This is a genomic window from Neorhizobium sp. JUb45 (assembly GCF_004343585.1).
Lineage (GTDB): Bacteria > Pseudomonadota > Alphaproteobacteria > Rhizobiales > Rhizobiaceae > Neorhizobium.
In genome coordinates this window covers 1,170,131-1,190,925 of the sequence record NZ_SLYW01000001.1, presented here as the reverse complement: position 1 = coordinate 1,190,925, position 20,795 = coordinate 1,170,131, and the positions used below count along the sequence as shown (strand labels likewise).

General features: G+C 60.3%; 17 protein-coding genes and 1 tRNA gene. 13 read left to right on the top strand and 5 right to left on the bottom strand.

Going from position 1 to position 20,795, the window contains the following annotated elements:
- Window positions 1–140: 140 nt before the first annotated feature.
- Both EDF70_RS05740 and EDF70_RS05735 read right to left on the bottom strand, forming a co-directional pair.
- Window positions 141–1,337, bottom strand: a complete 1,197-nt coding sequence (locus EDF70_RS05740; RefSeq protein ID WP_132272332.1) for a GGDEF domain-containing protein — start codon at window positions 1,335–1,337, stop codon at window positions 141–143.
- Between the two features lie 86 nt (window positions 1,338–1,423).
- Window positions 1,424–2,551, bottom strand: a complete 1,128-nt coding sequence (locus EDF70_RS05735; protein ID WP_132272331.1) for an anhydro-N-acetylmuramic acid kinase — start codon at window positions 2,549–2,551, stop codon at window positions 1,424–1,426.
- A gap of 94 nt (window positions 2,552–2,645) precedes the next feature.
- Here EDF70_RS05735 and tyrS point away from each other — a divergent pair, with 94 nt between their 5' ends.
- A complete protein-coding gene (tyrS, locus tag EDF70_RS05730; protein ID WP_132272330.1) occupies window positions 2,646–3,899 on the top strand; it encodes a tyrosine--tRNA ligase in 1,254 nt (417 codons plus the stop codon).
- Between the two features lie 51 nt (window positions 3,900–3,950).
- Here the strand turns inward: tyrS and EDF70_RS05725 are convergent, their stop codons facing one another.
- The gene (locus tag EDF70_RS05725; protein WP_132272329.1) at window positions 3,951–4,322 is read right to left on the bottom strand and encodes a hypothetical protein; all 372 of its coding nucleotides are present in this window, start codon (window positions 4,320–4,322) and stop codon (window positions 3,951–3,953) included.
- Window positions 4,323–4,343: 21 nt separating this feature from the next.
- Window positions 4,344–7,703: a DUF3971 domain-containing protein gene (locus tag EDF70_RS05720; RefSeq protein WP_348639709.1), complete on the bottom strand. Its 3,360-nt coding sequence runs from the start codon at window positions 7,701–7,703 to the stop codon at window positions 4,344–4,346.
- 168 nt (window positions 7,704–7,871) lie between these two features.
- On the opposite strand from EDF70_RS05720, the gene EDF70_RS05715 reads away from it, so the two are divergent.
- From EDF70_RS05715 to EDF70_RS05670, 10 genes are all read left to right on the top strand, one after another.
- Window positions 7,872–8,348, top strand: a complete 477-nt coding sequence (locus EDF70_RS05715) for a peroxiredoxin (protein WP_132272327.1) — start codon at window positions 7,872–7,874, stop codon at window positions 8,346–8,348.
- Window positions 8,349–8,375: 27 nt separating this feature from the next.
- The gene (locus EDF70_RS05710) at window positions 8,376–9,224 is read left to right on the top strand and encodes a ferritin-like domain-containing protein (RefSeq protein WP_132272326.1); all 849 of its coding nucleotides are present in this window, start codon (window positions 8,376–8,378) and stop codon (window positions 9,222–9,224) included.
- A gap of 150 nt (window positions 9,225–9,374) precedes the next feature.
- Window positions 9,375–10,679 carry a M23 family metallopeptidase gene (locus EDF70_RS05705; RefSeq protein ID WP_132272325.1) on the top strand — a complete coding sequence of 435 codons (1,305 nt, stop codon included), beginning with the start codon at window positions 9,375–9,377 and terminating at the stop codon, window positions 10,677–10,679.
- Between the two features lie 217 nt (window positions 10,680–10,896).
- A complete protein-coding gene (locus EDF70_RS05700) occupies window positions 10,897–12,447 on the top strand; it encodes a DEAD/DEAH box helicase (RefSeq protein ID WP_132272324.1) in 1,551 nt (516 codons plus the stop codon).
- A gap of 10 nt (window positions 12,448–12,457) precedes the next feature.
- Window positions 12,458–12,886 (top strand): NUDIX domain-containing protein, encoded by a 429-nt coding sequence (locus tag EDF70_RS05695; protein WP_132272323.1) that lies wholly within the window; start codon window positions 12,458–12,460, stop codon window positions 12,884–12,886.
- A 118-nt stretch (window positions 12,887–13,004) separates the two neighbouring features.
- The gene (locus tag EDF70_RS05690; protein ID WP_132272322.1) at window positions 13,005–13,409 is read left to right on the top strand and encodes a hypothetical protein; all 405 of its coding nucleotides are present in this window, start codon (window positions 13,005–13,007) and stop codon (window positions 13,407–13,409) included.
- A 78-nt stretch (window positions 13,410–13,487) separates the two neighbouring features.
- Complete coding sequence (secD, locus tag EDF70_RS05685; RefSeq protein WP_132272321.1) at window positions 13,488–16,031, top strand: protein translocase subunit SecD; 2,544 nt, start codon at window positions 13,488–13,490, stop codon at window positions 16,029–16,031.
- Between the two features lie 256 nt (window positions 16,032–16,287).
- Entirely contained in the window at window positions 16,288–17,061 is a 774-nt protein-coding gene (locus tag EDF70_RS05680) for an amino acid ABC transporter substrate-binding protein (RefSeq protein ID WP_132272320.1), read from the top strand.
- Between the two features lie 93 nt (window positions 17,062–17,154).
- Window positions 17,155–17,835, top strand: coding sequence for an amino acid ABC transporter permease (locus EDF70_RS05675; protein ID WP_132272319.1), 681 nt, complete (start codon window positions 17,155–17,157; stop codon window positions 17,833–17,835).
- Complete coding sequence (locus EDF70_RS05670; RefSeq protein WP_132272318.1) at window positions 17,832–18,587, top strand: amino acid ABC transporter ATP-binding protein; 756 nt, start codon at window positions 17,832–17,834, stop codon at window positions 18,585–18,587. The genes EDF70_RS05675 and EDF70_RS05670 overlap by 4 nt, the downstream gene beginning before the upstream one ends.
- 33 nt (window positions 18,588–18,620) lie before the next feature.
- On the opposite strand, the gene lipB is transcribed toward EDF70_RS05670, so the two are convergent.
- On the bottom strand, window positions 18,621–19,361 hold the full coding sequence (gene lipB / locus EDF70_RS05665; protein ID WP_132272317.1) for a lipoyl(octanoyl) transferase LipB: 741 nt from the start codon (window positions 19,359–19,361) through the stop codon (window positions 18,621–18,623).
- Window positions 19,362–19,550: 189 nt separating this feature from the next.
- Between lipB and EDF70_RS05660 the strand changes: the two genes are divergently transcribed.
- Both EDF70_RS05660 and EDF70_RS05655 read left to right on the top strand, forming a co-directional pair.
- Window positions 19,551–19,635 (top strand) — tRNA-Leu (locus EDF70_RS05660).
- A gap of 185 nt (window positions 19,636–19,820) precedes the next feature.
- Window positions 19,821–20,744 (top strand): hypothetical protein, encoded by a 924-nt coding sequence (locus EDF70_RS05655; RefSeq protein WP_132272316.1) that lies wholly within the window; start codon window positions 19,821–19,823, stop codon window positions 20,742–20,744.
- Window positions 20,745–20,795: the final 51 nt, after the last annotated feature.

Genomic DNA, 20,795 nt, shown 5'->3' with positions numbered 1-20,795 from the left:
ATTAGGGTCCCAGTGAAAACAAAATGTTAAAGGCCATCACGTTTTCCTCGCCAACGGAAAGCATCCGCTGGGTGAACCCTACCTGATCTTAAGAACACCGCTGCGGCGCCATCTCCAGCCGCCATCAGGTTAATGCAGTCTTATTTGACCACATGCAGACCGTTGCGGCCATCGAACGGCTCAGCCGGGGCTTCTGCGGCCTGCCGCACACAATCGCGCCCGGAACGTTTCGCATCATAAAGCGCGGCATCTGCCTTGCGCATCGCCTCTTCCAGGCTCTCCTGCAAGGAAATGCCGGCCACACCAAAGCTGGCGGTGACGATAAAATCCGCAGGCATGCCGGCTATGACCATGGTTTTGACGCCGGTGCGCAAGGTTTCGGCGACAACGACCGCAACAGTCGGCGGCGTATTGGGCAGGAACACGGCGAATTCCTCACCGCCGATGCGCCCGACAATGGCACCTGCGCCGGCATGGCTTCGTAACATGCCGCCAAATGAACGGATCACCATGTCGCCACCGTGATGACCATGGGTGTCGTTGATCGATTTGAAGTGATCGAGGTCGCAGAGAATCAATGCATGGCGGCGATTGCCGTTACCCAGCATGGCCAGCCGCACGCCCTTTTCAAAGCCGCGCCGATTGGACAGTCCGGACAGGCTGTCGCGCTCGGCGTGATCACGCTCCTCTGCCATGATTTCCAGCGCCAGAACCGCGAGCAGCATCAGACCCACGGCTACGATCGCCACTGCAGTCAGGCTTTGCGAAATCACCGCATAGTTGGTCGAGACATAATCCCTGGCAGTATTGCCGGCTCCGATGGTCACGGCGAGCCAGGCTTTCACGAAAAAATGCAGACCGGTGAAGAGCAGCAGGAAGGCCAGTGCCCGATCGATTGCAAGCCGCCGGTTGGACATGAAGACGCTCGCCGATGCCGCCAGCATCACCAGCGCGTAGGGTCCCTGATAGGCAAGCCCGTGCAACAGGCTGCCGGGCGGGACGTCGATAATGACCAGATAGGCCGTCATCCCCGCCAGAAACGTGATGACCGCGACCGGTATCGGGACCGGCCTTCCATATAGGGCAGCAATCCCCATCTGCAGGAAAACCAAGCCGGCCAGAACCGTGCCGTACACGCCGATCGCCCATGGCACCGGTATGGTGCTGTAGGCGACGCCGAGTTCGCAGATGGCTGTCAGCGAGGCGACGGCAAATCCTGCGGAGAAAAACTGCGCAGCAAGGCGCGAGCGGCTATATACCGAGACGACGGCAAAAACGGCACTGAAACAAATGGCGATGAGAAAATTCACCGCCAGAAAGAACACGGCAGCAGACATAAAACGATCAATCAAAAAAGCGGCGCCCGGCAGGAGGCGTTTACGCGCATCCCAGAATTGCATGAACGTCTAAATATGAAAACGTATTATAGACGCGTCCTGCACAGAATTCCGCCGCTGACCGGTTTCTCGACACCCGTCGTGCCCGGAAACGTCAATGGCAGGCCACGCAGCGAGCGTACCGCCAGATAGGCCCAGGCCTCAGCTTCCATCGCGCCGCCGTCGAAACCCGCCGCTTCCGCTGCAACAACGTTTGCCCCCTGTACTGCCGCCAGATCGGAGAACTCCCGCATGATCACGCCATTCAGGCGCCCGCCACCGCAGACCACATAGGTTTTTGGTGGTTCCGGCAGATGGCTCGCCGATTTGAGGATGGCGGCAGCCGTGACATGCGCCAGCGTGCGTGCGCCATCGACCAGCGACGCGTCTCCCGGTTTTGGTGGCATAAAGTCACCACGGTCCAGCGAACGGCGAATATTGCCGGAAAAGAACGGGCTTTCCAGATATTGGCCTGCTAGCGCCTGCACGACCTTGCCGGACGCGGCGATGCGGCCGCCCTTGTCGTAGGCCCCGCCGCCATGCGCCTCCACCCATTGGTCGATCAGCATATTGCCGGGACCACTGTCGAAGGCGGACAGCGTGCCGTCGCGCCCGACGAATGTCAGGTTGGAAATGCCGCCGATATTCACGAACACCACCGGCGGCTCGCAAGCATCCGGCAGGTTGGCGGAAAGCGCTGCATGATAGACCGGGATCAGCGGCGCGCCCTGTCCGCCAAACACCATGTCATTTGCGCGCATGTCGAAAACCACGTCGATGCCGATCTCGTCCGCCAGCAATTGGCCATCGCCGATCTGCACCGTCAGCGCATCGTCAGGCCGATGCAGCACCGTCTGACCATGAAAACCGACAAGATCGATATCCGTCGCCTCCAAGTCGTTTCGCCCCAGAAACGATTTGACCGCCGCCGCATGGCAAAGCGTCAGCATCCGCTCGCTTACACCGAGATCTTCCGGTCTCTGCGTCCGCTCGGTGATCGCCTTCGCCACCTCCAGCGCGCGTTTCCAGCGTTCGCGCAAGGCGGGATCGTAGGGCACATAATAACTCGGCCCGCGCTCCACCCGGTTTTCGCCATCGGTGCGCAGCAGTGCCACATCGATCCCGTCCATCGACGTGCCGCTCATCAGCCCGATTGCGGTTTTCATCTCAGTCATTGATGCCATCCAGAATCACTTTTGAAGTGATTATGCGGAAAAACGATGCTAGATGCCGCCTCGCAGACAAAAAACACATCCACAGAGAAAAAAGATGTCCAGGTTCAAGTCCGATTTCCTCCGCACGCTCGACGAGCGCGGCTTCATTCACCAGATCTCCGACGAGGCGGGTCTCGACGAACTGTTCGCCAAGGAAATCGTGACGGCCTATATCGGCTTCGATCCGACGGCGCCTTCCCTTCATGCCGGCGGTCTCATCCAGATCATGATGCTGCATTGGATGCAGCAGACCGGCCATCGCCCGATCTCGCTGATGGGCGGCGGCACCGGCATGGTCGGCGATCCATCCTTCAAGGACGATGCCCGCCAGCTGATGACGGTCGACACGATCGAAAGCAACATCGCCTCCATCAAGCGCGTGTTCTCCAACTACCTCAGCTACGGCGAAGGGAAGAAGGACGCGCTGATGATCAACAACGGCGACTGGCTGCGCGAGATCAATTACCTCGAATTCCTGCGCGATGTCGGCCGTCACTTCTCGGTCAACCGCATGCTGTCCTTCGACAGCGTCAAGACGCGCCTTGATCGCGAGCAGTCGCTGTCCTTCCTTGAATTCAACTACATGATCCTGCAGGCCTACGATTTCGTCGAGCTGAACAAGCGCTACGACTGCCGCCTGCAGATGGGTGGTTCGGACCAGTGGGGCAATATCATCAACGGTATCGACCTTGGCCACCGCATGGGTACGCCGCAGCTTTACGCGCTCACCTCGCCGCTCCTGACCACCTCGTCCGGCGCCAAGATGGGCAAGTCGCTGAACGGTGCTGTCTGGCTCAATCCGGACATGCTGTCGGCCTACGATTTCTGGCAGTACTGGCGCAACACCGAGGATGCCGACGTTTCGCGCTTCCTGAAACTCTACACCACGTTGCCGATGGATGAGATCGCTCGCCTCTCGGCACTTGGCGGCTCCGAGATCAACGAGGTCAAGAAGATCCTCGCGACCGAAGTCACTGCCATGCTGCACGGCCGCGACAATGCCGAACAGGCTGCCGAAACCGCCCGCAAGACGTTCGAGGAAGGCGCGCTTGCCGACAACCTGCCGTCGATCGATGTGGCGACCGGCGAACTCGAAGCCGGCATCGGCCTGCTCGCGCTGATCGTCAAGGCCGGTCTGGCTGCCTCGAACGGCGAAGCCCGCCGTCACGTTCAGGGCGGTGCCGTGCGCATCAACGATGTGGCGATTTCGGATGAGCGCAAGGTCATCGGCACCGGCGAAGTTACCGGTGACGGCGTGATCAAGCTGTCGCTCGGCAAGAAGAAGCACATTCTCGTGCGCCCGGCCTGATATCTTTAAGCCGTCTGTTCACAGTCTAAGGGCCGCATCGCGCGGCCCTTTTTATTGCTGGGCAGGCGCCGGTCCCGGCACGATCATCTCGATGGCGCCGGCCTTCATGATATCCGATGCGAGCCTCTCGGCGAGATCCGCACTAAGATCGGACAGGAAAATGTAGCGATTGGTGATGGGGGCGGTCACCTTCGGCGAAAGAACAGCCCGGCCATTCAACTCCAGATGCACGGTGCGACCGATATTCTCCCTCGTCAGGCGTTCGAGGATCTGGCCAGCAGCAGGTGAAAAACGAACCACTACGCCATGTGAGCCGTTCTGCGAATCGCCTTTCACCTCGGCGCTGAACACTTCAAGTCTTTCCGCGTGAAGGGGCAATACGGAGGTGACGAATAGGACCGATGCAAGCAATATGGCTTTCATGTCTAACTCTTTTTCTGACGCTTACTGGAACTCGAAAATCTGCCTGAATACGCCCGGCGCGATGATCGACAGCGGGTTGACCGTCAGGTCAGGCTTGGCAAATTTACCGGTGAGCTTGAAGGTGATGCCGAGCAGGCCGCGGTCGCGGCCATTGCCGAGAATGGCACCGAACAACGGCAGTTCGCCAAACAGGCGGTTCAAGCCGTAGGCCGGCATGAACGTCCCCGTCATATCCATGTTGCCGCGCGCATCCTTGACGACGCCCTGGAAGGTCGCACCGATATTCTCGCCCCGCACCAGACCGTTATCGAGCACCATCGTGCCGTTGCGATAGGCCATCCGAGCAAAGCCGCGCTGGAATTTCGACGAACTGATATCGACATTGCCTTTGACGGCAGAGTTCAGGCTGCGTCCGCCCTCGCCCGATGGCGTACTGACCATCGATTGCAACCGCTGCTCGTTGACGACATTGAAATTGCGGACATCGACCGAACCGTTCCAGTCACTGCCGGTTTCGGTTTCGAATTGCAGGTTCAGCAGCCCGCCGCGCATGTGCGAATAAAGATCGGCAAAACGTGCCAGCGAACCGGCATCGCCGCTCGTCAGCGAGATGATGTCACGGCCGTTACCGCTGCGGGTTTCGCCAACCACCGCCTGGCCGTTATTGGTCACGCCTGACAGATCGAGCCGCTTGACGTCACCTTCGCGGATCGTCAATTGCAGCGAGGCGTTACGGATCGCCTCGTCATTGAAGCCGATCAGCCTCGACAATTTCAGCCGCACCGTTGCACCACCTTCGGACGGCTTGTCCGACTTGCCGCCATCGGTGGAATTGCGCATGCGGCTGATCACCGGCCGCAGATCGGCAGTCTCTCCGCTCACGCTGATATCGTAGACACCCTTGCTCTGTTTGAGCGATACCGCAAAATTGTCGGAGGGCGAGAGGTTCATGCTGGAAAAACTGGCCGCGGAAAGCTGACTGCCGGACAGGCTGAGATCGCCTCTGGCGCCAAAACCATCGCCATCGAGCACGAATTTTTCGATATCCGTACGGCTGTCCGTCTTGGAGACCTCGAATGTCGCCTTGGCGGCAATGCCGCTGCCCTTGGTCCAGCCCACATAGGGGATGGACAGCGCTGCCCGGCCAAGATCGAGTTTCACGCCCTGACGCTTGTCGTCGATCCGCGAAAGCTCCACCGACACGGTGCCGTCGATGATGTCCGAAAGGCCCGGTACGAGCTTTTCCCGCTGGTCGTTGCTCAACGACGCTGTGATCACCCGCTCGCGCTTGACCGGAGAGTTCTTGTCGACCGGCTCCACCAGCGAAATTTCCGCCGGAACCGCATCGATCGCGCCTTTCGCCTCCAGACGCGCCGCCTGCGGATCGATATCGAGCTTGCCATCGACACTGGTGATTTTGTGGCCTTCCATCGGCCGGGCGAGATCGACATCGGTCAATGCCACCTGCGCCTTGAAGACAGGCTTGGGCGGGCCTTGATCCGAAATCAGCCCGAATCGCGCCTGGACATCGGCCGATGCCTTGCCGGAAAAATCGTCGACGGCGAGACCGGTGCCTCTCAGCCCATTCACAGGCTTGGCGCTTGCCAGTTCCGCAATGGCGTCGGCCTTGCCGGCAACCTTTATGTCGAGGTCTGCCATCAGCGGCTTGGTATAGGTCTGCGGAATGGTGAACGTGCCGCCGTCGACATTGACCACCCGCCCGGATGCAAACGTCGCATTGGCCTTGGCGATCTTGACGGAAAGTTTTTCGCCGGTGAGGTCGAAATGTCCGCCAAGCTCCTTCAGTGGCGGAATCTCTCCGGGCAGATTCAGCCGGTTTCCGGCAATATCGAAACTGATGCGCAACTCGTCGCCGTTGAGATTGAGCGGCATGCCGGGGCCTTTCATGCGCCCGGCAGGAATGAAGACAGCAATCGAGCCGTTGGTGATATCGCCGCCAAACATGTTGGCCATCACCCAGTCGCGCGGCTTGCGCGCCATCCAGAATGGCCACAGCTGCTTGACCGCCGCCACCTTCATCTCCGGCAATTGCGCGCCAAAGCTGATTTCCGGCGACACCTGCCCATGCAGGCTCAGCTGCAGCGAGCCGGCCATCTGCCCCATCGGACTGGAAACCAGCAACTGATCGATTTCCAGCCGTCTTTCGCCGGAGAGATAACGCCCGCCGGCCTTGAGGTCGAACACAACCTTTTCCTCGCCGGAATTTTCCGACTGCGCCCGCGCGCCGCGGACCAGCAGATCGAGCCCCACGCCCGGACGTTTGTCATCGGCGTTCAGCCGGTCAAGATCGACGACCGCACCGCTGATCGGCAGCACGGTTGGCCCCAGCCGCGCTTCCGACGGCAAGATCTCGATCGACTGCTTGGCAAAATTGTAAGCGATATTGATCTCGGCGCCCGACAGCGCCTGCCCGACACCATCGAAATAGAACATGCCCGGACGGCCCAGCAGCGAGGCCTTGATGGCCTGTGTCGTCGTTTCCGTCTGGCGGCTTGCGGAAATGTCGAGATCGAGCGAACCTTCCAGTCCCTCGCGTGGACTGCCGTCCGGTGCATGCTGCAGCAGGAAGGGTGTCACTTCTACGCCGCTGACCCGCCCCTGCAGGCCGGTCGTCACATTGTTGACGGCTGTCGCCTTGATATCCAGCTGCGCTACGCGCCCGTCAAGTTCGAGCGCGCCTTCCACACGCACCAGCCCGTCCGGCGTGCGGGTCAATTGCAGTGTTTCCACCTTCAGGACAGAAATCTTGCCATCGCGCGCCGGCGGAAAACGCACCTCGAAACCTGAAATGGTCATCGAACCGGTGCCGGTGCGCTCGATCAACCCACGCGCTTCGTCCAGACGTTGAAAAACCTGTTCCAAGGCGGGCGGCAGGTCATCGACGCGGAGATTGGCGGGATCGAGCGGGTCCCCTGCCGGCAGGACGGCCGTATCGAGACTGATATTTTCCGCCTCCATGTGCCGCACCGTCAGCGTACCCGACAAAAGCGCCAGCGGATCGACCGCCATGCGCATGGCGCCGAGCCTGGTCAGGTGTTTGCCGGTCGCAACCTCGACCAGATCCACATCGCGGGCCTCCAGCGCAATACGCCATGTGTTGTCGATGCGGATGGCGGTGGAACCGACCGTCGCTTGATAACGTGGGCCGATCGCGCCGTTCAGCGCCGATTGTGCCTGCCGTTCCAGCGCGCCATCGATCGTACCCGTCTCGATCGCCGCCAGCACCAGTCCAAAAGCAACGGTAAGGAACAGCAGAAAAGACACGCAGAAACGCGTCAGCCGGCGTGCCCGGCGACGTTGTGGCGGCGGGCAATGCACGATGATCGGATCATCCACCTGGGCCGAGGGCAATTCGTGCAAGGAAACGATGTCCTTGCGGCTGAACCGCACCTTTTCTCCGCGTATCTCCGCCATAATGCTCCGGAACGAATCGAAAATGCGCCCATACCCCTGCTGGACGCAGCCGCCGCCAATATATATCGAATGCGGCAACAATCACCCCTTGGTGGGGCGAAAGAAAGGAAATTCATGTCTGAACTCGCAATTGGTCAGCCTGCACCCGCTTTTGCCCTGCCACGTGACGGCGGCGGCACCGTTTCCCTGGCAGATTTGAAGGGAAAAACCGTCGTTCTGTATTTCTATCCGAAGGACGATACGAGCGGCTGCACGCCCGAAGCCATTGATTTTACGAGCTTGGCCGCCGAATTTGAAAAAACCGGCACTGTCGTCATCGGCGTTTCGCCGGATACGGTCGCCAAGCACGAAAAGTTTATCGCAAAACATTCGCTCTCACTCATCCTCGCCGCCGATACGGACCAAGTCGCGGCGAACGCTTACGGCGCCTGGAAGGAAAAGAGCATGTATGGCCGCTCCTATATGGGCATCGAGCGCTCGACATTCCTGATCGGGGCCGACGGCATTCTCCGCCAGATCTGGCCCAAGGTGAAGGTCAAGGGTCACGCAGAGGAAGTTCTGGCAGCGGCGCGGGCGCTTTCCGCTACGTAAGGCGGATCAAGGCAGGGAGAACCTTCAATGGCGAACGGCAAGCAGACCGAAGCGGCTCCGCTCAATCCCGGCTCCCTGCGGGGCGGCGCCACCGAGGCAATTCTCTCTGCCGATCTCGATCGCAAGACGCTGTTGGCGCAGGAAACCGCCACGCGCTGGTTCGAACGCCGCCTCTCTCTGCGTTCTCCCCTCGACCCGCCTTTGCCGCTGCGGCCCGGCCGCCCTGAAAAGCCTGAACTGGTGCCGCCGCGCGCGGTCGAAAAACGTTCGCTGCACACCGTCAACGGCCGGATCGCACTCCTGCATTCCATCGCCCATATCGAACTCAATGCGGTCGATCTCGCACTCGATATCGTCGCCCGTTTTGCCAGCGAGCCGGTACCGCATTCGTTTTTCGATGGCTGGATGCAGGTGGCATTTGAGGAAGCGAAACATTTTCGCATGGTCCGCGCCCGCCTCAACGAGCTGGGAGCCGATTACGGCGACATGCCTGCCCATGACGGCCTCTGGCAGGCAGCCCACTCCACACGCAATGACCTGACGGCCCGTCTTGCAGTCGTGCCGCTCATACTGGAAGCGCGCGGCCTCGATGTGACGCCATCCTTGCAGGCCAAGATGCGCCAGACCGGCGATCACGAGACCGCCGCCGTGCTCGACGTGATCTACAACGACGAGAAAGGCCATGTGGCAATCGGCGCGAAATGGTTCCGCTTCCTGTGTGCCCGCGAGCGCAAGGACCCGGCCGCGACGTTCAAGGACCTGGTCTGCGCCAATTTTCGTGGCGCGCTGAAGCCGCCCTTTAACGACGTCGCCCGCGCCGAAGCCGGGCTGACGCCATCCTTCTACCGTTCCCTCACCTCCACAAGCCAATCCTAATAGGCAATATCGGACAGTCAGTTGGCTTCACCTACAAATAGTTCCGGGTAATTCCGCTGCGCACCCCGTAAAGCATTCATTAACCCTAACATTGTGTAATCCCGGCATGCCGAGCGACCAGCAAACGAGTCGCAATCCGGGAGACGAATCTTGGCCGACGCAGGCGAAAACAGAGTGTTTGGAAAACGTGCCACGCAGCACGTTCTTGTCCTCGCCTCCGGCGACAAGGTCCGCCACATGGTCATCCGCCCCTGGATGACCGGTCTGGTCGCAGGCACGATCGGCCTTTTCGCCCTTGGTTATCTTGGCGCCACAGCCTATCTCGTCATGCGGGACGATCTGATCGGCGCGACCATGGCCCGCCAAGCCCGCATCCAGCACGACTATGAAGACCGCATTTCCTCCCTGCGCGCCCAGCTCGATCGTGTGACCTCGCGCCAGTTACTCGACCAGCAACTGGTGGAACAGAAGGTGGAAAAACTGCTGCGCCAGCAGACGGCGCTGTTTTCGCGCAACGGCAAGCTCGGTTCGCTGCTGGAACGTGCCGAAGAGGCAGGCGTCTCCGCAGCACCGGCATCTCAGGGAAAAGAGACGGCCGCTGACGCAATCGATCGCCAGGCAGGCCTGACCACCTCCTCCATCGCGCCACCGACCTCAGCGCTTGCCTATGCCGGCAACGGCGAAAACATGGCCGACCGCGCCGACCGCATCTTTTCCAAAGTGACATTGTCGCTGAAAGGCATCGAAAGCGAGCAGTTGAAGACCATCGAAGGCCTGACGGCCGGCGCGTCGAAGACGGCAGATACGATGACGCAAATCATGCGCCGCACCGGCGTCGATGTTTCCGACAGGCGCGGCGAGGCCCAGACACTGGAGACCCCCGGCCTGCGCACCGGCGACATGAAAGGCGGCGAGGTAAAGGGCGGCATTGGCGGCCCGTTTGTCGAGCCGATGAAATTCGACCGCTTCAACGCCTCGCTTGATGAACTCGATTCGGCACTCAGCCGGCTGGAAACCGTCCGCGAGACGGCACTTGCCCTGCCCTATGGCAATCCGGCGCCCGGCCAGGGCATCACCAGCCGATTCGGCAATCGTCCCGATCCCTTCCTTGGTCGTCTGGCCTTCCACGGCGGCATTGATTTTCAGGCCGAAACCGGCTTGCCCGTCAAGGCAACAGGTGCCGGCAAGGTCATCACTGCCGGACCGGCCGCCGGTTACGGCAATCTCGTCGAAATCGACCATGGCCAGGGCATCACCACACGTTTCGGCCACCTGTCGCGCATTCTGGTCCATGAAGGCCAGACGATTGCCACCGGGCAGACCATCGGCCGCGCCGGTGCTACAGGGCGCGCCACCGGCCCGCATGTACACTACGAGGTTCGCCGCAATGGCGAGGCGGTCAATCCCATCCATTTCCTCAATGCCGGCCTGAAACTCACCACCTACATGAACTGAGCTTGAAACTGACGATTGCCAGTTATGCGGCCGTTGCGGGAAGGCTTTGCTCGCACATGTGCGTGACAAGTCACCGTTTTGTTCACTAACATCGCCGCCTTATGGTCGCATTTCTTGACTTGACGTCTTTTTGATTTTATGTGGCCCCATCGTCGGGCAGGACTAAGACCCGACTCACACGTGTTCGCACCGAACCGGAACGGGAAACAACCTCCCTTTGACGACATTTGCTGATCTTGGCCTGAGCCAGAAAGTCCTTTCCGCTGTAACCGACGCGGGCTACACCACGCCCACGCCTATCCAGGCGGGTGCCATTCCGCCGGCGCTGCAGCGTCGCGATATCCTCGGCATCGCCCAGACGGGTACCGGTAAGACGGCATCCTTCGTATTGCCGATGCTGACCCTGCTCGAAAAGGGCCGGGCACGCGCCCGCATGCCGCGCACACTGATTCTTGAGCCGACCCGCGAACTCGCGGCACAGGTCGCCGAGAATTTCGAAAAATACGGCAAGAACCACAAGCTCAACGTCGCCCTGCTGATCGGTGGCGTGTCATTCGACGAGCAGGACCGCAAGCTTGAGCGCGGCGCCGACGTGCTGATCTGCACACCCGGCCGCCTGCTCGACCATTGCGAGCGTGGTAAGCTGCTGATGACCGGCGTTGAGGTTTTCGTCATCGACGAAGCCGACCGCATGCTCGACATGGGTTTCATCCCGGATATCGAACGCATCGCCAAGATGATCCCGTTCACGCGCCAGACGCTGTTCTTCTCGGCCACCATGCCGCCGGAAATCCAGAAGCTGGCCGACCGCTTCCTGCAAAATCCGGAACGCGTCGAAGTTGCCAAGCCGTCTTCGACGACGAAGACGATCACGCAGCGCATCGTCGCATCGCACAACAAGGATTACGAGAAGCGCTCCGTACTGCGCGATCTCATCAAGGCGCAGGACGAACTGAAGAACGCCATCATCTTCTGCAACCGCAAGAAGGATGTCGCCGATCTGTTCCGTTCGCTGGAACGCCACGGTTTTTCCGTCGGCGCACTGCATGGCGACATGGACCAGCGTTCGCGCACGGCCATGCTGCAGGGCTTTAAGGATAACCAGATCACGCTGCTCGTCGCGTCCGACGTTGCTGCACGCGGCCTGGACATTCCTGACGTCAGCCACGTCTTCAATTTCGACGTGCCGATCCATGCGGAAGACTATGTCCACCGTATCGGCCGTACTGGTCGCGCCGGCCGCTCCGGCAAGGCTTTCACGCTGGTCACCAAGTCCGATTCGAAGTATCTCGATGCGATCGAGAAGCTGATCAACGAAAAGATCGAATGGCTTTCCGGCGATCTGTCGGAGCTCGGAGCCCCGATGGAGAGTTTCGAGAGCGGCGACAAGGGTCGCAGGGGCCGCGACAAGGGCCGTGGTGACAAGGATCGCGGCAGAGACCGTGGCCGCGATCGCGACAGCAGCAGCCGTCGCGGATCGTCCAGTCATTCGGATGACACCAAGCCGGTCGATACTGTCGTAGTCAGCCAGCCAAAAGAACCCGCCCCCGTCGCGGAAACCACAAGGACAGAAGTCGTGAACGCCGAGCCCAAGCAAGATACCCGCAGGCAGCAGAACGGGTCTCGCAATGCGCGCCCGTATCCGGCAAACGACGACGGTCGCGACCAGCGCCGCCAGCGCCATCACCGTGACCACGATGACGGCCCGACACCGGTCGGTTTCGGCGACGACATCCCGGCCTTCATGCTGATCGCCGGCAAGGCCTGATCCGTCTGTCATGACGGCACTCCCCGGCATCAATTTCCCCGGCGTCGGCTGCGGTCTGATCATTCAGCGCGCCGACGGCAGGGTTTTGCTTTACCGGCGCGTCAAGGCGCCGGAAGCCGGGCACTGGAATATCGTCGGCGGCAAGGTCGATCAGATGGAGCATTCCTCTGAAGCCGCCCGCCGCGAGGCCGAGGAAGAAACCGGCCTTTCCATCGGCGCCGTCGATTTTCTCTGCACACTTGAGGAAATCATCGCCGCCGATCGCCAGCACTGGATCTCGATGATCTATGTCGCCCGCGACTTTTCCGGCGAAGCCCAGCTGACCGAACCGGAAAAGCTCTCCGAAATGGGCTGGTTCGACCTGTCCGATCTGCCGCAGCCGCTTTCGGTGTTTTCGCACAAGGCATTTGCAGCCTTGGCAAACGCCAGCCCGGCATAAGATCACGGTATTATGCCGCAACCGTTGCACTGCGGGATTGATTGGCGATTGACCCTTCTTTACCCAAAAGTTAAACAGTCGCCGCAACTGGATGCCCTACAGCGCTAGCGGAGCTTGAATGCACGAGACGAGAAAGGCTGCACGGTCCTTTCGCGCGGATGGTTTAGCCATTCTGACGCGCTGGCCGGCGCTTGTCGCCTTTCTGCTGATCGCGGCCTTTTCCGGATCGGGTTTCCAGACAGCCAATTCCATGCTGCAGCAATGCCGCCAGCTGTTCGATAGCGAAGGCGGCGACAACACGTTGCAGCTCGCCAATCGCGAACAGCCGCGTGTGGCGGTGGCGACGGCTATTTCGGAAAAACATCAATCCCCGTGGCAGGGCACGGTCGACGGCATCCTTCCGTCCTCCAGCCCACTCGCCCACCCGTTTGATGCCTGGCGCGGCAAGATCGCCGCCCGCCAGCAGCAGCTTTCACAGTTTACGGTCCTCGCCCTTGCGCGCGGCCCGCCTCGCCTTTCGTGACGCCCTTATCGCTCGCGAAATGAAAACAGCGCTTCCTGACGGCACCCTTGGTGCCTTGCGCGCAACAGGACCATATCCATGAGAAATTCCCGCTGGCTGGTGGCGACCTATATCGTCATCATTTTAATCGGCACGCTGGTGGCGTTGCCCAACATTCTTTCGCCATCCATGCTGGCGCGCATGCCGTCATGGCTGCCGCATACGCAGGTTTCCCTCGGCCTCGACCTTCGCGGTGGCTCCCACCTCGTGCTGGAAGTCGATCGCGCCGACCTGATTAATGAGCGTCTGCAAAGCCTGACCCAGGATAGCCGCCGCGTTCTGCGCGACCAGCGCATCGAAACGACCACGATCCGCCGCACCGGCGACAGCATCACGGTAACGCTGCGCGATCCCGCCCAGCGTGACCAGGCTGTCACCCAGCTGCGCACGCTGTCCAACCCGGTCAGCCTCGCCACCGCCATCGGCCAGAGCGATCTCAACGTCGCCACCCCGCGCGACAACACGATCACGCTCAACTACACAGATGCCGGCATCAACCAGTACATCACCAATGCCGTCGAGCAGAGCCTGGAAATCATCCGCCAGCGTGTCGACCAGGTCGGCGTTGCCGAACCGACGATCCAGCGCGTCGGTTCTGACCGCGTTCTCGTCCAGCTTCCGGGCGAACAGGATCCGTCGCGTCTGCGCCAGTTGCTCGGCTCCACCGCCAAGATGAGCTTCCACCTTCTCGGCAACCAGGGCGAACCCGGCGTCACCATGATCCCGGACGAACAGGGCCAGCAGTACCCGGTTCTCGATCGCGTCGAACTGTCGGGTGACCATCTGACAGATGCCCGCGCCGCCTTCGAGCAGCAGAGCCAGCGTCCGATCGTTTCCTTCCGCTTCGACAGTTCGGGTGCCGCCCGCTTCGCGCAGATCACCCAGCAGAATGTCGGCAAGCCTTTTGCCATCGTCCTCGACAACAAGGTGCTGAGCGCTCCGGTCATCCAGACGCCGATCACCGGCGGCCAGGGCCAGATCTCCGGCAGCTTCTCAGTTCAGGAAGCCAACACGCTCAGCGCCCTGCTGCGCGCAGGCTCCCTGCCGGCCAAGCTGACCGTCATCGAAGAACGCACCGTCGGCGCCGACCTCGGTTCTGACGCCATCGAAATGGGTATCTTCACCGGCCTGATCGGTTTCGGTGCCGTCGTCGCCTTCATCTTCTTCCTCTACGGAAGCTGGGGCCTGCTCGCCAATTTTGCCCTGATGATCAACGTCATCCTCACCTTCGCAGGCCTGACACTAATCGGCTCCACGCTGACACTGCCCGGCATTGCCGGTATCGTGCTCGGCATCGGTCTGGCGGTTGACGCCAACGTTCTCATCAACGAGCGCATCAAGGAAGAAACCCGCAAGGGCAAGACTGTCTTTGCCGCCATCGACGCCGGTTTTGCCCGCGCCTATTCGACCATCGTCGACAGTAACGTCACGGCGCTGATCGCCACCGTTCTGCTCTTCTGGTTCGGCTCCGGCCCGGTTCGCGGGTTTGCCGTCACCATGGGCCTCGGTATCGTCATCTCGATGTTCACCGCGGTTTCCGTCGTGCGCGTTCTGATGATCGCCATCACTGCCCGCAAGAAGCTGAAGAAGATCGACATCAAGCCGCTTCTGCCGATCAACCTCGTTCCGGATGGCACCAATATCGCCTTCATGAAGGGTCGTTTTGTCGGTATCGGCCTGTCGATCATCCTGTCGATCGCCTCGGTCGTGCTGTTCTTCAAGCCTGGTCTCAACTACGGCGTCGATTTCCAGGGCGGCATCCAGATGGAAGTCGTAACCCAGAACGAAGCCGATCTCGCGGCCTTCCGCTCGGGCCTCAACGGTCTCGGATTCGGTGAAGTGGCGCTGCAGGAATTCGGCAGCAACAACCACATCCTCGTGCGCGTCGAGCGTCAGGAAGGTGGCGAACAGGCCCAGACCAATGCCGTCGAAGCCCTGAAGGCCGAAGTCGTGAAGATCGATGCCACCGCCAAGGTGGAGCGTACCGAAGTCGTTGGACCAAAAGTGTCGGGCGAGCTTGCGATTGCCGGCTTCCTGTCGCTGGCGCTCGCCGCCATCGCCATGACGATCTACATCTGGGCACGGTTCGAATGGCCGTTCGCGGTCGGCGCCATGATCACGCTGATCCTCGACGTCACCAAGACGGTCGGTTTCTTCGCGATCACCGGCCTCGACTTCAACCTGACGGCCATCGCTGCCGTGCTGACGCTGGTCGGTTATTCGGTCAACGACAAGGTCGTGGTTTATGACCGCATGCGTGAAAACATGCGCCTCTACAAGAAGATGCCGTTGCGTGACCTGATCGACCGCTCGATCAACGAAACGCTGGCACGCAGCCTCTACACCTCGGCAACGGCCTTCCTGTCGCTGCTGCCGATGGCCATCTGGGGCGGCAGCGCCGTCTCCAGCTTCGCCATCCCGATGGTGTTCGGCATTGCCGTTGCAGCCCTGTCTTCGGTCTTTATCGCCGCTCCGATCCTTCTTTTCCTTGGCGACTGGCGCAAGCGCCACGGCAAGGCGATGATCGCCGACGACGCCGAAGAAACCGAAACCGGCAAGGCCGCCATCGCTGCCAAGCCGTAAGGCCGACGAAAAGAACATTTGAACTGAAGGGTCGTCCGCAAGGGCGGCCCTTTTCTTTTGAAAGAATGCAGAGAGGGCATTTCTCAAGCGATTTCCAATAGACCTCACCATTGAGCAAAATATTCTCATTTGCCTGATTTTTTGGCTCTTTCCTCTCCTGCAAATGCCACGGCTTTCCTAGATAACACGGCATCGAACACAACCCGGCCGCCATGAACAATTCGAAGTGGGCCGGATGATGAATGAGGAAATGCAAATGAACTGGCTGAAAACCATTGCCGCTGCCGCCGTACTACAGGCTGTCGCCATCACTCCGTCGCTCGCCGGTGAAAACCTCGACCAGATCAAGGCCGCAGGCGTTATCAAGATCGGCACAGAAGGCACCTACGCGCCCTTCACCTTCCACGATTCCGCCAACAAGCTGGTCGGCTTCGATGTCGAGATCGGCGAAGCCGTCGCCAAGAAGCTTGGCGTCAAGGCCGAGTTCGTCGAAGGCAAGTGGGACGGCCTGATCGCCGGCCTCGATGCCAAGCGTTACGACACGGTCATCAATCAGGTCGGCATCACCGAAGCCCGCAAGCAGAAATACGCCTTTTCCGATCCCTATATCGCATCGAAGGCCGTGCTGATCGTTCGCGACAACAACACCGAGATCAAGACGTTCGAAGACCTGAAGGGCAAGAAGTCGGCCCAGTCGCTGACCAGCAATTTTGGCAAGCTCGCCGAAGCTGCCGGCGCAGAGCTGGTCGGCACCGATGGTTTCGACCAGTCGATCCAGCTTGTCCTGACCCGCCGCGCCGATGCCACTGTCAACGACAGCCTGTCCTTCCTCGACTTCAAGAAGAAGCAGCCTGACGCGCCGGTGAAGATCGTTGCCGAAAAGGCCGACGCCGATCATTCCGGTATCATCGTGCGCAAGGGTGACGACGATCTGGTTGCCGCCATCAACAAGGCGCTCACCGACATCAAGGCTGATGGCACCTACAAGACCATCTCCGACAAATATTTCGGCGCCGACGTTTCCAAGTAAGAACTCTGTTCTGCTGAGCGAAATTACGTCATTATCGTTTTTTAAACACGCCCGGCGATTTTCGTCGGGCGTCGTATTTTTTGAGGTTTTGCTGTGCCGCACTGGCTTCAACTGATGATGGATTCGCTGCCCACCCTGCTCTGGGCCGGCGTCAAATTCACCATCCCGCTGACACTCCTGTCCTTCACTTTTGGCCTTGCGCTCGGCCTGCTGACAGCCGTCGCCCGCCTGTTCGGGCCGATGCCGGTCGCTGCGATCGCCCGTTTCTATGTGTGGATCATCCGTGGCACGCCACTGCTGGTGCAGTTGTTCGTGATCTTCTATGGCCTGCCCAGCATCGGTATTCTTCTCGATGCCTTCCCGGCAGCCCTGATCGGCTTCACGCTCAATGTCGGCGCCTATACGTCGGAAATCATTCGCGCTGCGATCTCTTCCGTGCCCAAGGGCCAGTGGGAAGCCGCCTATTCGACCGGCATGAACTGGTCACAGGCCATGCGCCGCACCATCCTGCCGCAGGCCGGCCGTGTCTCGGTGCCGCCGCTGTCGAACACTTTTATTTCGCTGGTGAAGGACACATCACTCGCCGCTGCCATCACCGTGCCGGAACTGTTTCAGTCGGCACAGCGCATCGTCGCCACCACCTATGAGCCGCTGATCCTTTATATCGAGGCCGCCATTATCTACCTCGCCCTGAGTTCCGTCCTCTCCCACCTGCAATCGCGACTGGAAGTCCGTTTCGCCCGGTATGGCGGCATGCTGGAGGCCAACCGATGATCGAGCTTTCCCATATCGAAAAGAAGTTCGGCGACGCCGTCATCCTCAAGGATATTTCGCTGTCCTTCCCGGAAGGCAGCGTCACGGCGCTTGTCGGCCCTTCTGGCGGCGGCAAGAGCACCCTACTCCGCTGCATCAACCTTCTGGAACAGCCCACAGCCGGCACCGTGCGCATCGGCGACGACACCGCCACATTTGCGCCCGGCAAAAAGGCCGCATGGTCATCGATCCAGAAACTGCGCAGCCAGACCGGCATGGTGTTTCAAAATTTTCAGCTCTTCCCGCATCGCACGGCGATCGAGAATGTCATGGAAGGCCTGCTCGTCGTGCAGAAATGGTCGCGCGAAAAGGCCAAGGCCCGCGCCATGGAACTGCTGACCAAGGTCGGCATGGCCCACAAGGCCGATGCCTGGCCGGCCAACCTCTCCGGCGGCCAGCAGCAGCGCGTCGCGATTGCCCGAGCCCTTGCACCATCGCCAAAGGTTCTGCTCTGCGACGAACCTACGTCTGCGCTCGACCCGGAACTGTCTGCGGAAGTCGTCGACGTGCTGGGCACGCTGGCGAAGGAAGGCACGACCATGGTCATGGCAACGCATGACCTGCGGCTTGCCTCACAGGTCGCCAATCTCGTGGTGTTTCTGGAAGCTGGCCTGGTGGTCGAAACCGGCAATGCCGAACAGGTTTTTCGCGCACCCACCCATGAGCGCACGAAGCGGTTCGTTTCGTCGATCAACGCAGCACAGACACTCTGAACTGTTCGGCCCGGTTATCCGGGCCGAAACACCTTACGACGGCTCCACCTGCAGCAGCGTCTCCGACATCGTCGCCCCGAAAACACTCTCGAAAGCCTCGCGCAGACGGATATCCACGTCCGTCATCATCACCGGCAGGCCGAGATCGACGAGGCTCGTCACGCCATAACCGCTGATGCCGCAGGGCACGATCCCCTCGAAATGGGAAAGATCCGGCTCCACGTTCAGAGCCAGCCCATGGAAACTCACCCAGCGACGCAGCCGGATGCCAAAAGCGGCAATCTTGTCTTCCGCCATGCTGCCATCGAACAGAAGCGGCTTTTCAGGGCGCTTCACCCACACACCGACTCGATCCTCGCGCCGCTCTCCGCGCACATTCATCGAATCGAGCGTGCGGATGATCACCTCTTCCAGTGCCGCCACATAGGCACGCACATCCGGTCGGCGACGTTTCAGGTCTAGCATCACATAGGCAACACGCTGTCCCGGCCCATGATAGGTGTATTCACCACCGCGCCCTGTGGAAAACACCGGGAAGCGATTGGGCTCGATCAGGTCGGCCGCATTGGCGCTGGTACCGGCCGTATAAAGCGGCGGATGCTCCAGCAGCCAGACGAGTTCGTCGGCTTTTCCCTCCGCAATCGCCGCCACCTCGCGCTCCATTTCGGCTACGGCATCCTCGTAGCCGATGGGACAGTCCGAGATTCGCCAGCGGATCGGTGGAAAACCGGCCTGTGGAAACATCGAAACATCAAGATCGGTGCGCGTCGACATATTTTTTATCCATATTTTTCGAGGCCTTGGCAGCCAGAAGCCCTGCAAATGCGGGACTTTTGCCCTACCATCTCTATATAGGAATTCACAGACCGATTTTATCTTCAAAAATCTGTCACGGTCCTCTTGTGCCCGCAAAATCCTTTTGCTAAATGCTCCCTCGCCGGACAAGTTCGGCTCTACCACGATGCGGTCGTGGCGGAATTGGTAGACGCGCAGCGTTGAGGTCGCTGTGGGGCAACCCGTGGAAGTTCGAGTCTTCTCGACCGCACCAAAATTAAGAAACCCCCGCAAGCCATTTGGTTTGACGGGGTTTTTTAATGTTCTATTCTGCGTCGGGACAGGTTTCACGATATTGCCGTGATGCTGTCAGTGAATGCTGATAGCAATGTCCCAAAGCTGCAACCTTGCCGGCAGCATTTTGGAAGACGGCAGGAACGATTATCGCCCGGGAGTGTCATGCCAGCCATTTGCGCCGTGCCTGCCCAGAATGGTTTTTCAAGTGAGGCGCCCCGCGCCTACGAAGCCCATGAACTCGTTGCCCTGCCGCATTTTCGCGACGGACAACACCTGACGGCCATCGAACTGCTGGAAGCACATCGCCTGCTGCCCAAGCGTGTTCGTTATGTCGCCGATATCCAGCGTTTCATGCTCAGCCATGCCGCGATGGCGCTGCATCTCGAGCACACGCTCGATCCTTCCAAGCCGGGGGTGACGGCAACAAATCTCCTGCGTTTTTTCGAAAACACGCCGGCGGCCAGCAAGAATACCGTTCTCGCCTTCCTCGTCGAGATGCGGCACTATAATTTCGTCGAACCCGTCGATGAGGGTGATCGCCGCAGCCGCGCATTTCGTGCCACGGTCGATACAGAACAGCTGATCCGATTCTATTTCGATACGCATGCGCGTGGGCTCGACTGCATGGACGGCGGCAACAGGGCAGCCTTGCTGGCGGCCCACCCGCGCCTGCTGCACCTTGCACAGCCTCGCTTCGCCCGCCTGCTCCTGCATAACCAGAACTGGCGCAACCCGCCGGGAACCATCGCAGGCTTCACCAAGTCCGATTCCGGCAGCAGCGTCATCCACGATCTTGTCGCCCGCGTTCCCCGTGGCGAACTTGGTTCGGATCCGATCTGGATTGGCAGCATCTCTGCCACGGAAGTCGCCAAACGTTATCTCGTTTCGACGACCCATGCGGTTCGACTGTTTTCGCGTGCCAAGGCGCAGGGGCTGATCGGCTGGCAGGGCAGCACCAATCGCGGCGAATGCTGGATCTCGCCGATCCTGGTGCAGGATTATTACCACTGGCAGGCGCAGAAATTCGCAGCCGTTTCCGATGCCATACAGTTCGCCTGCGAGAAAGCGGGGATAGGCCCGACCTGATCCCGCGCGCCATGGCTTGCACGCCACCAAAACCTGTGCTCCACAGGTTTG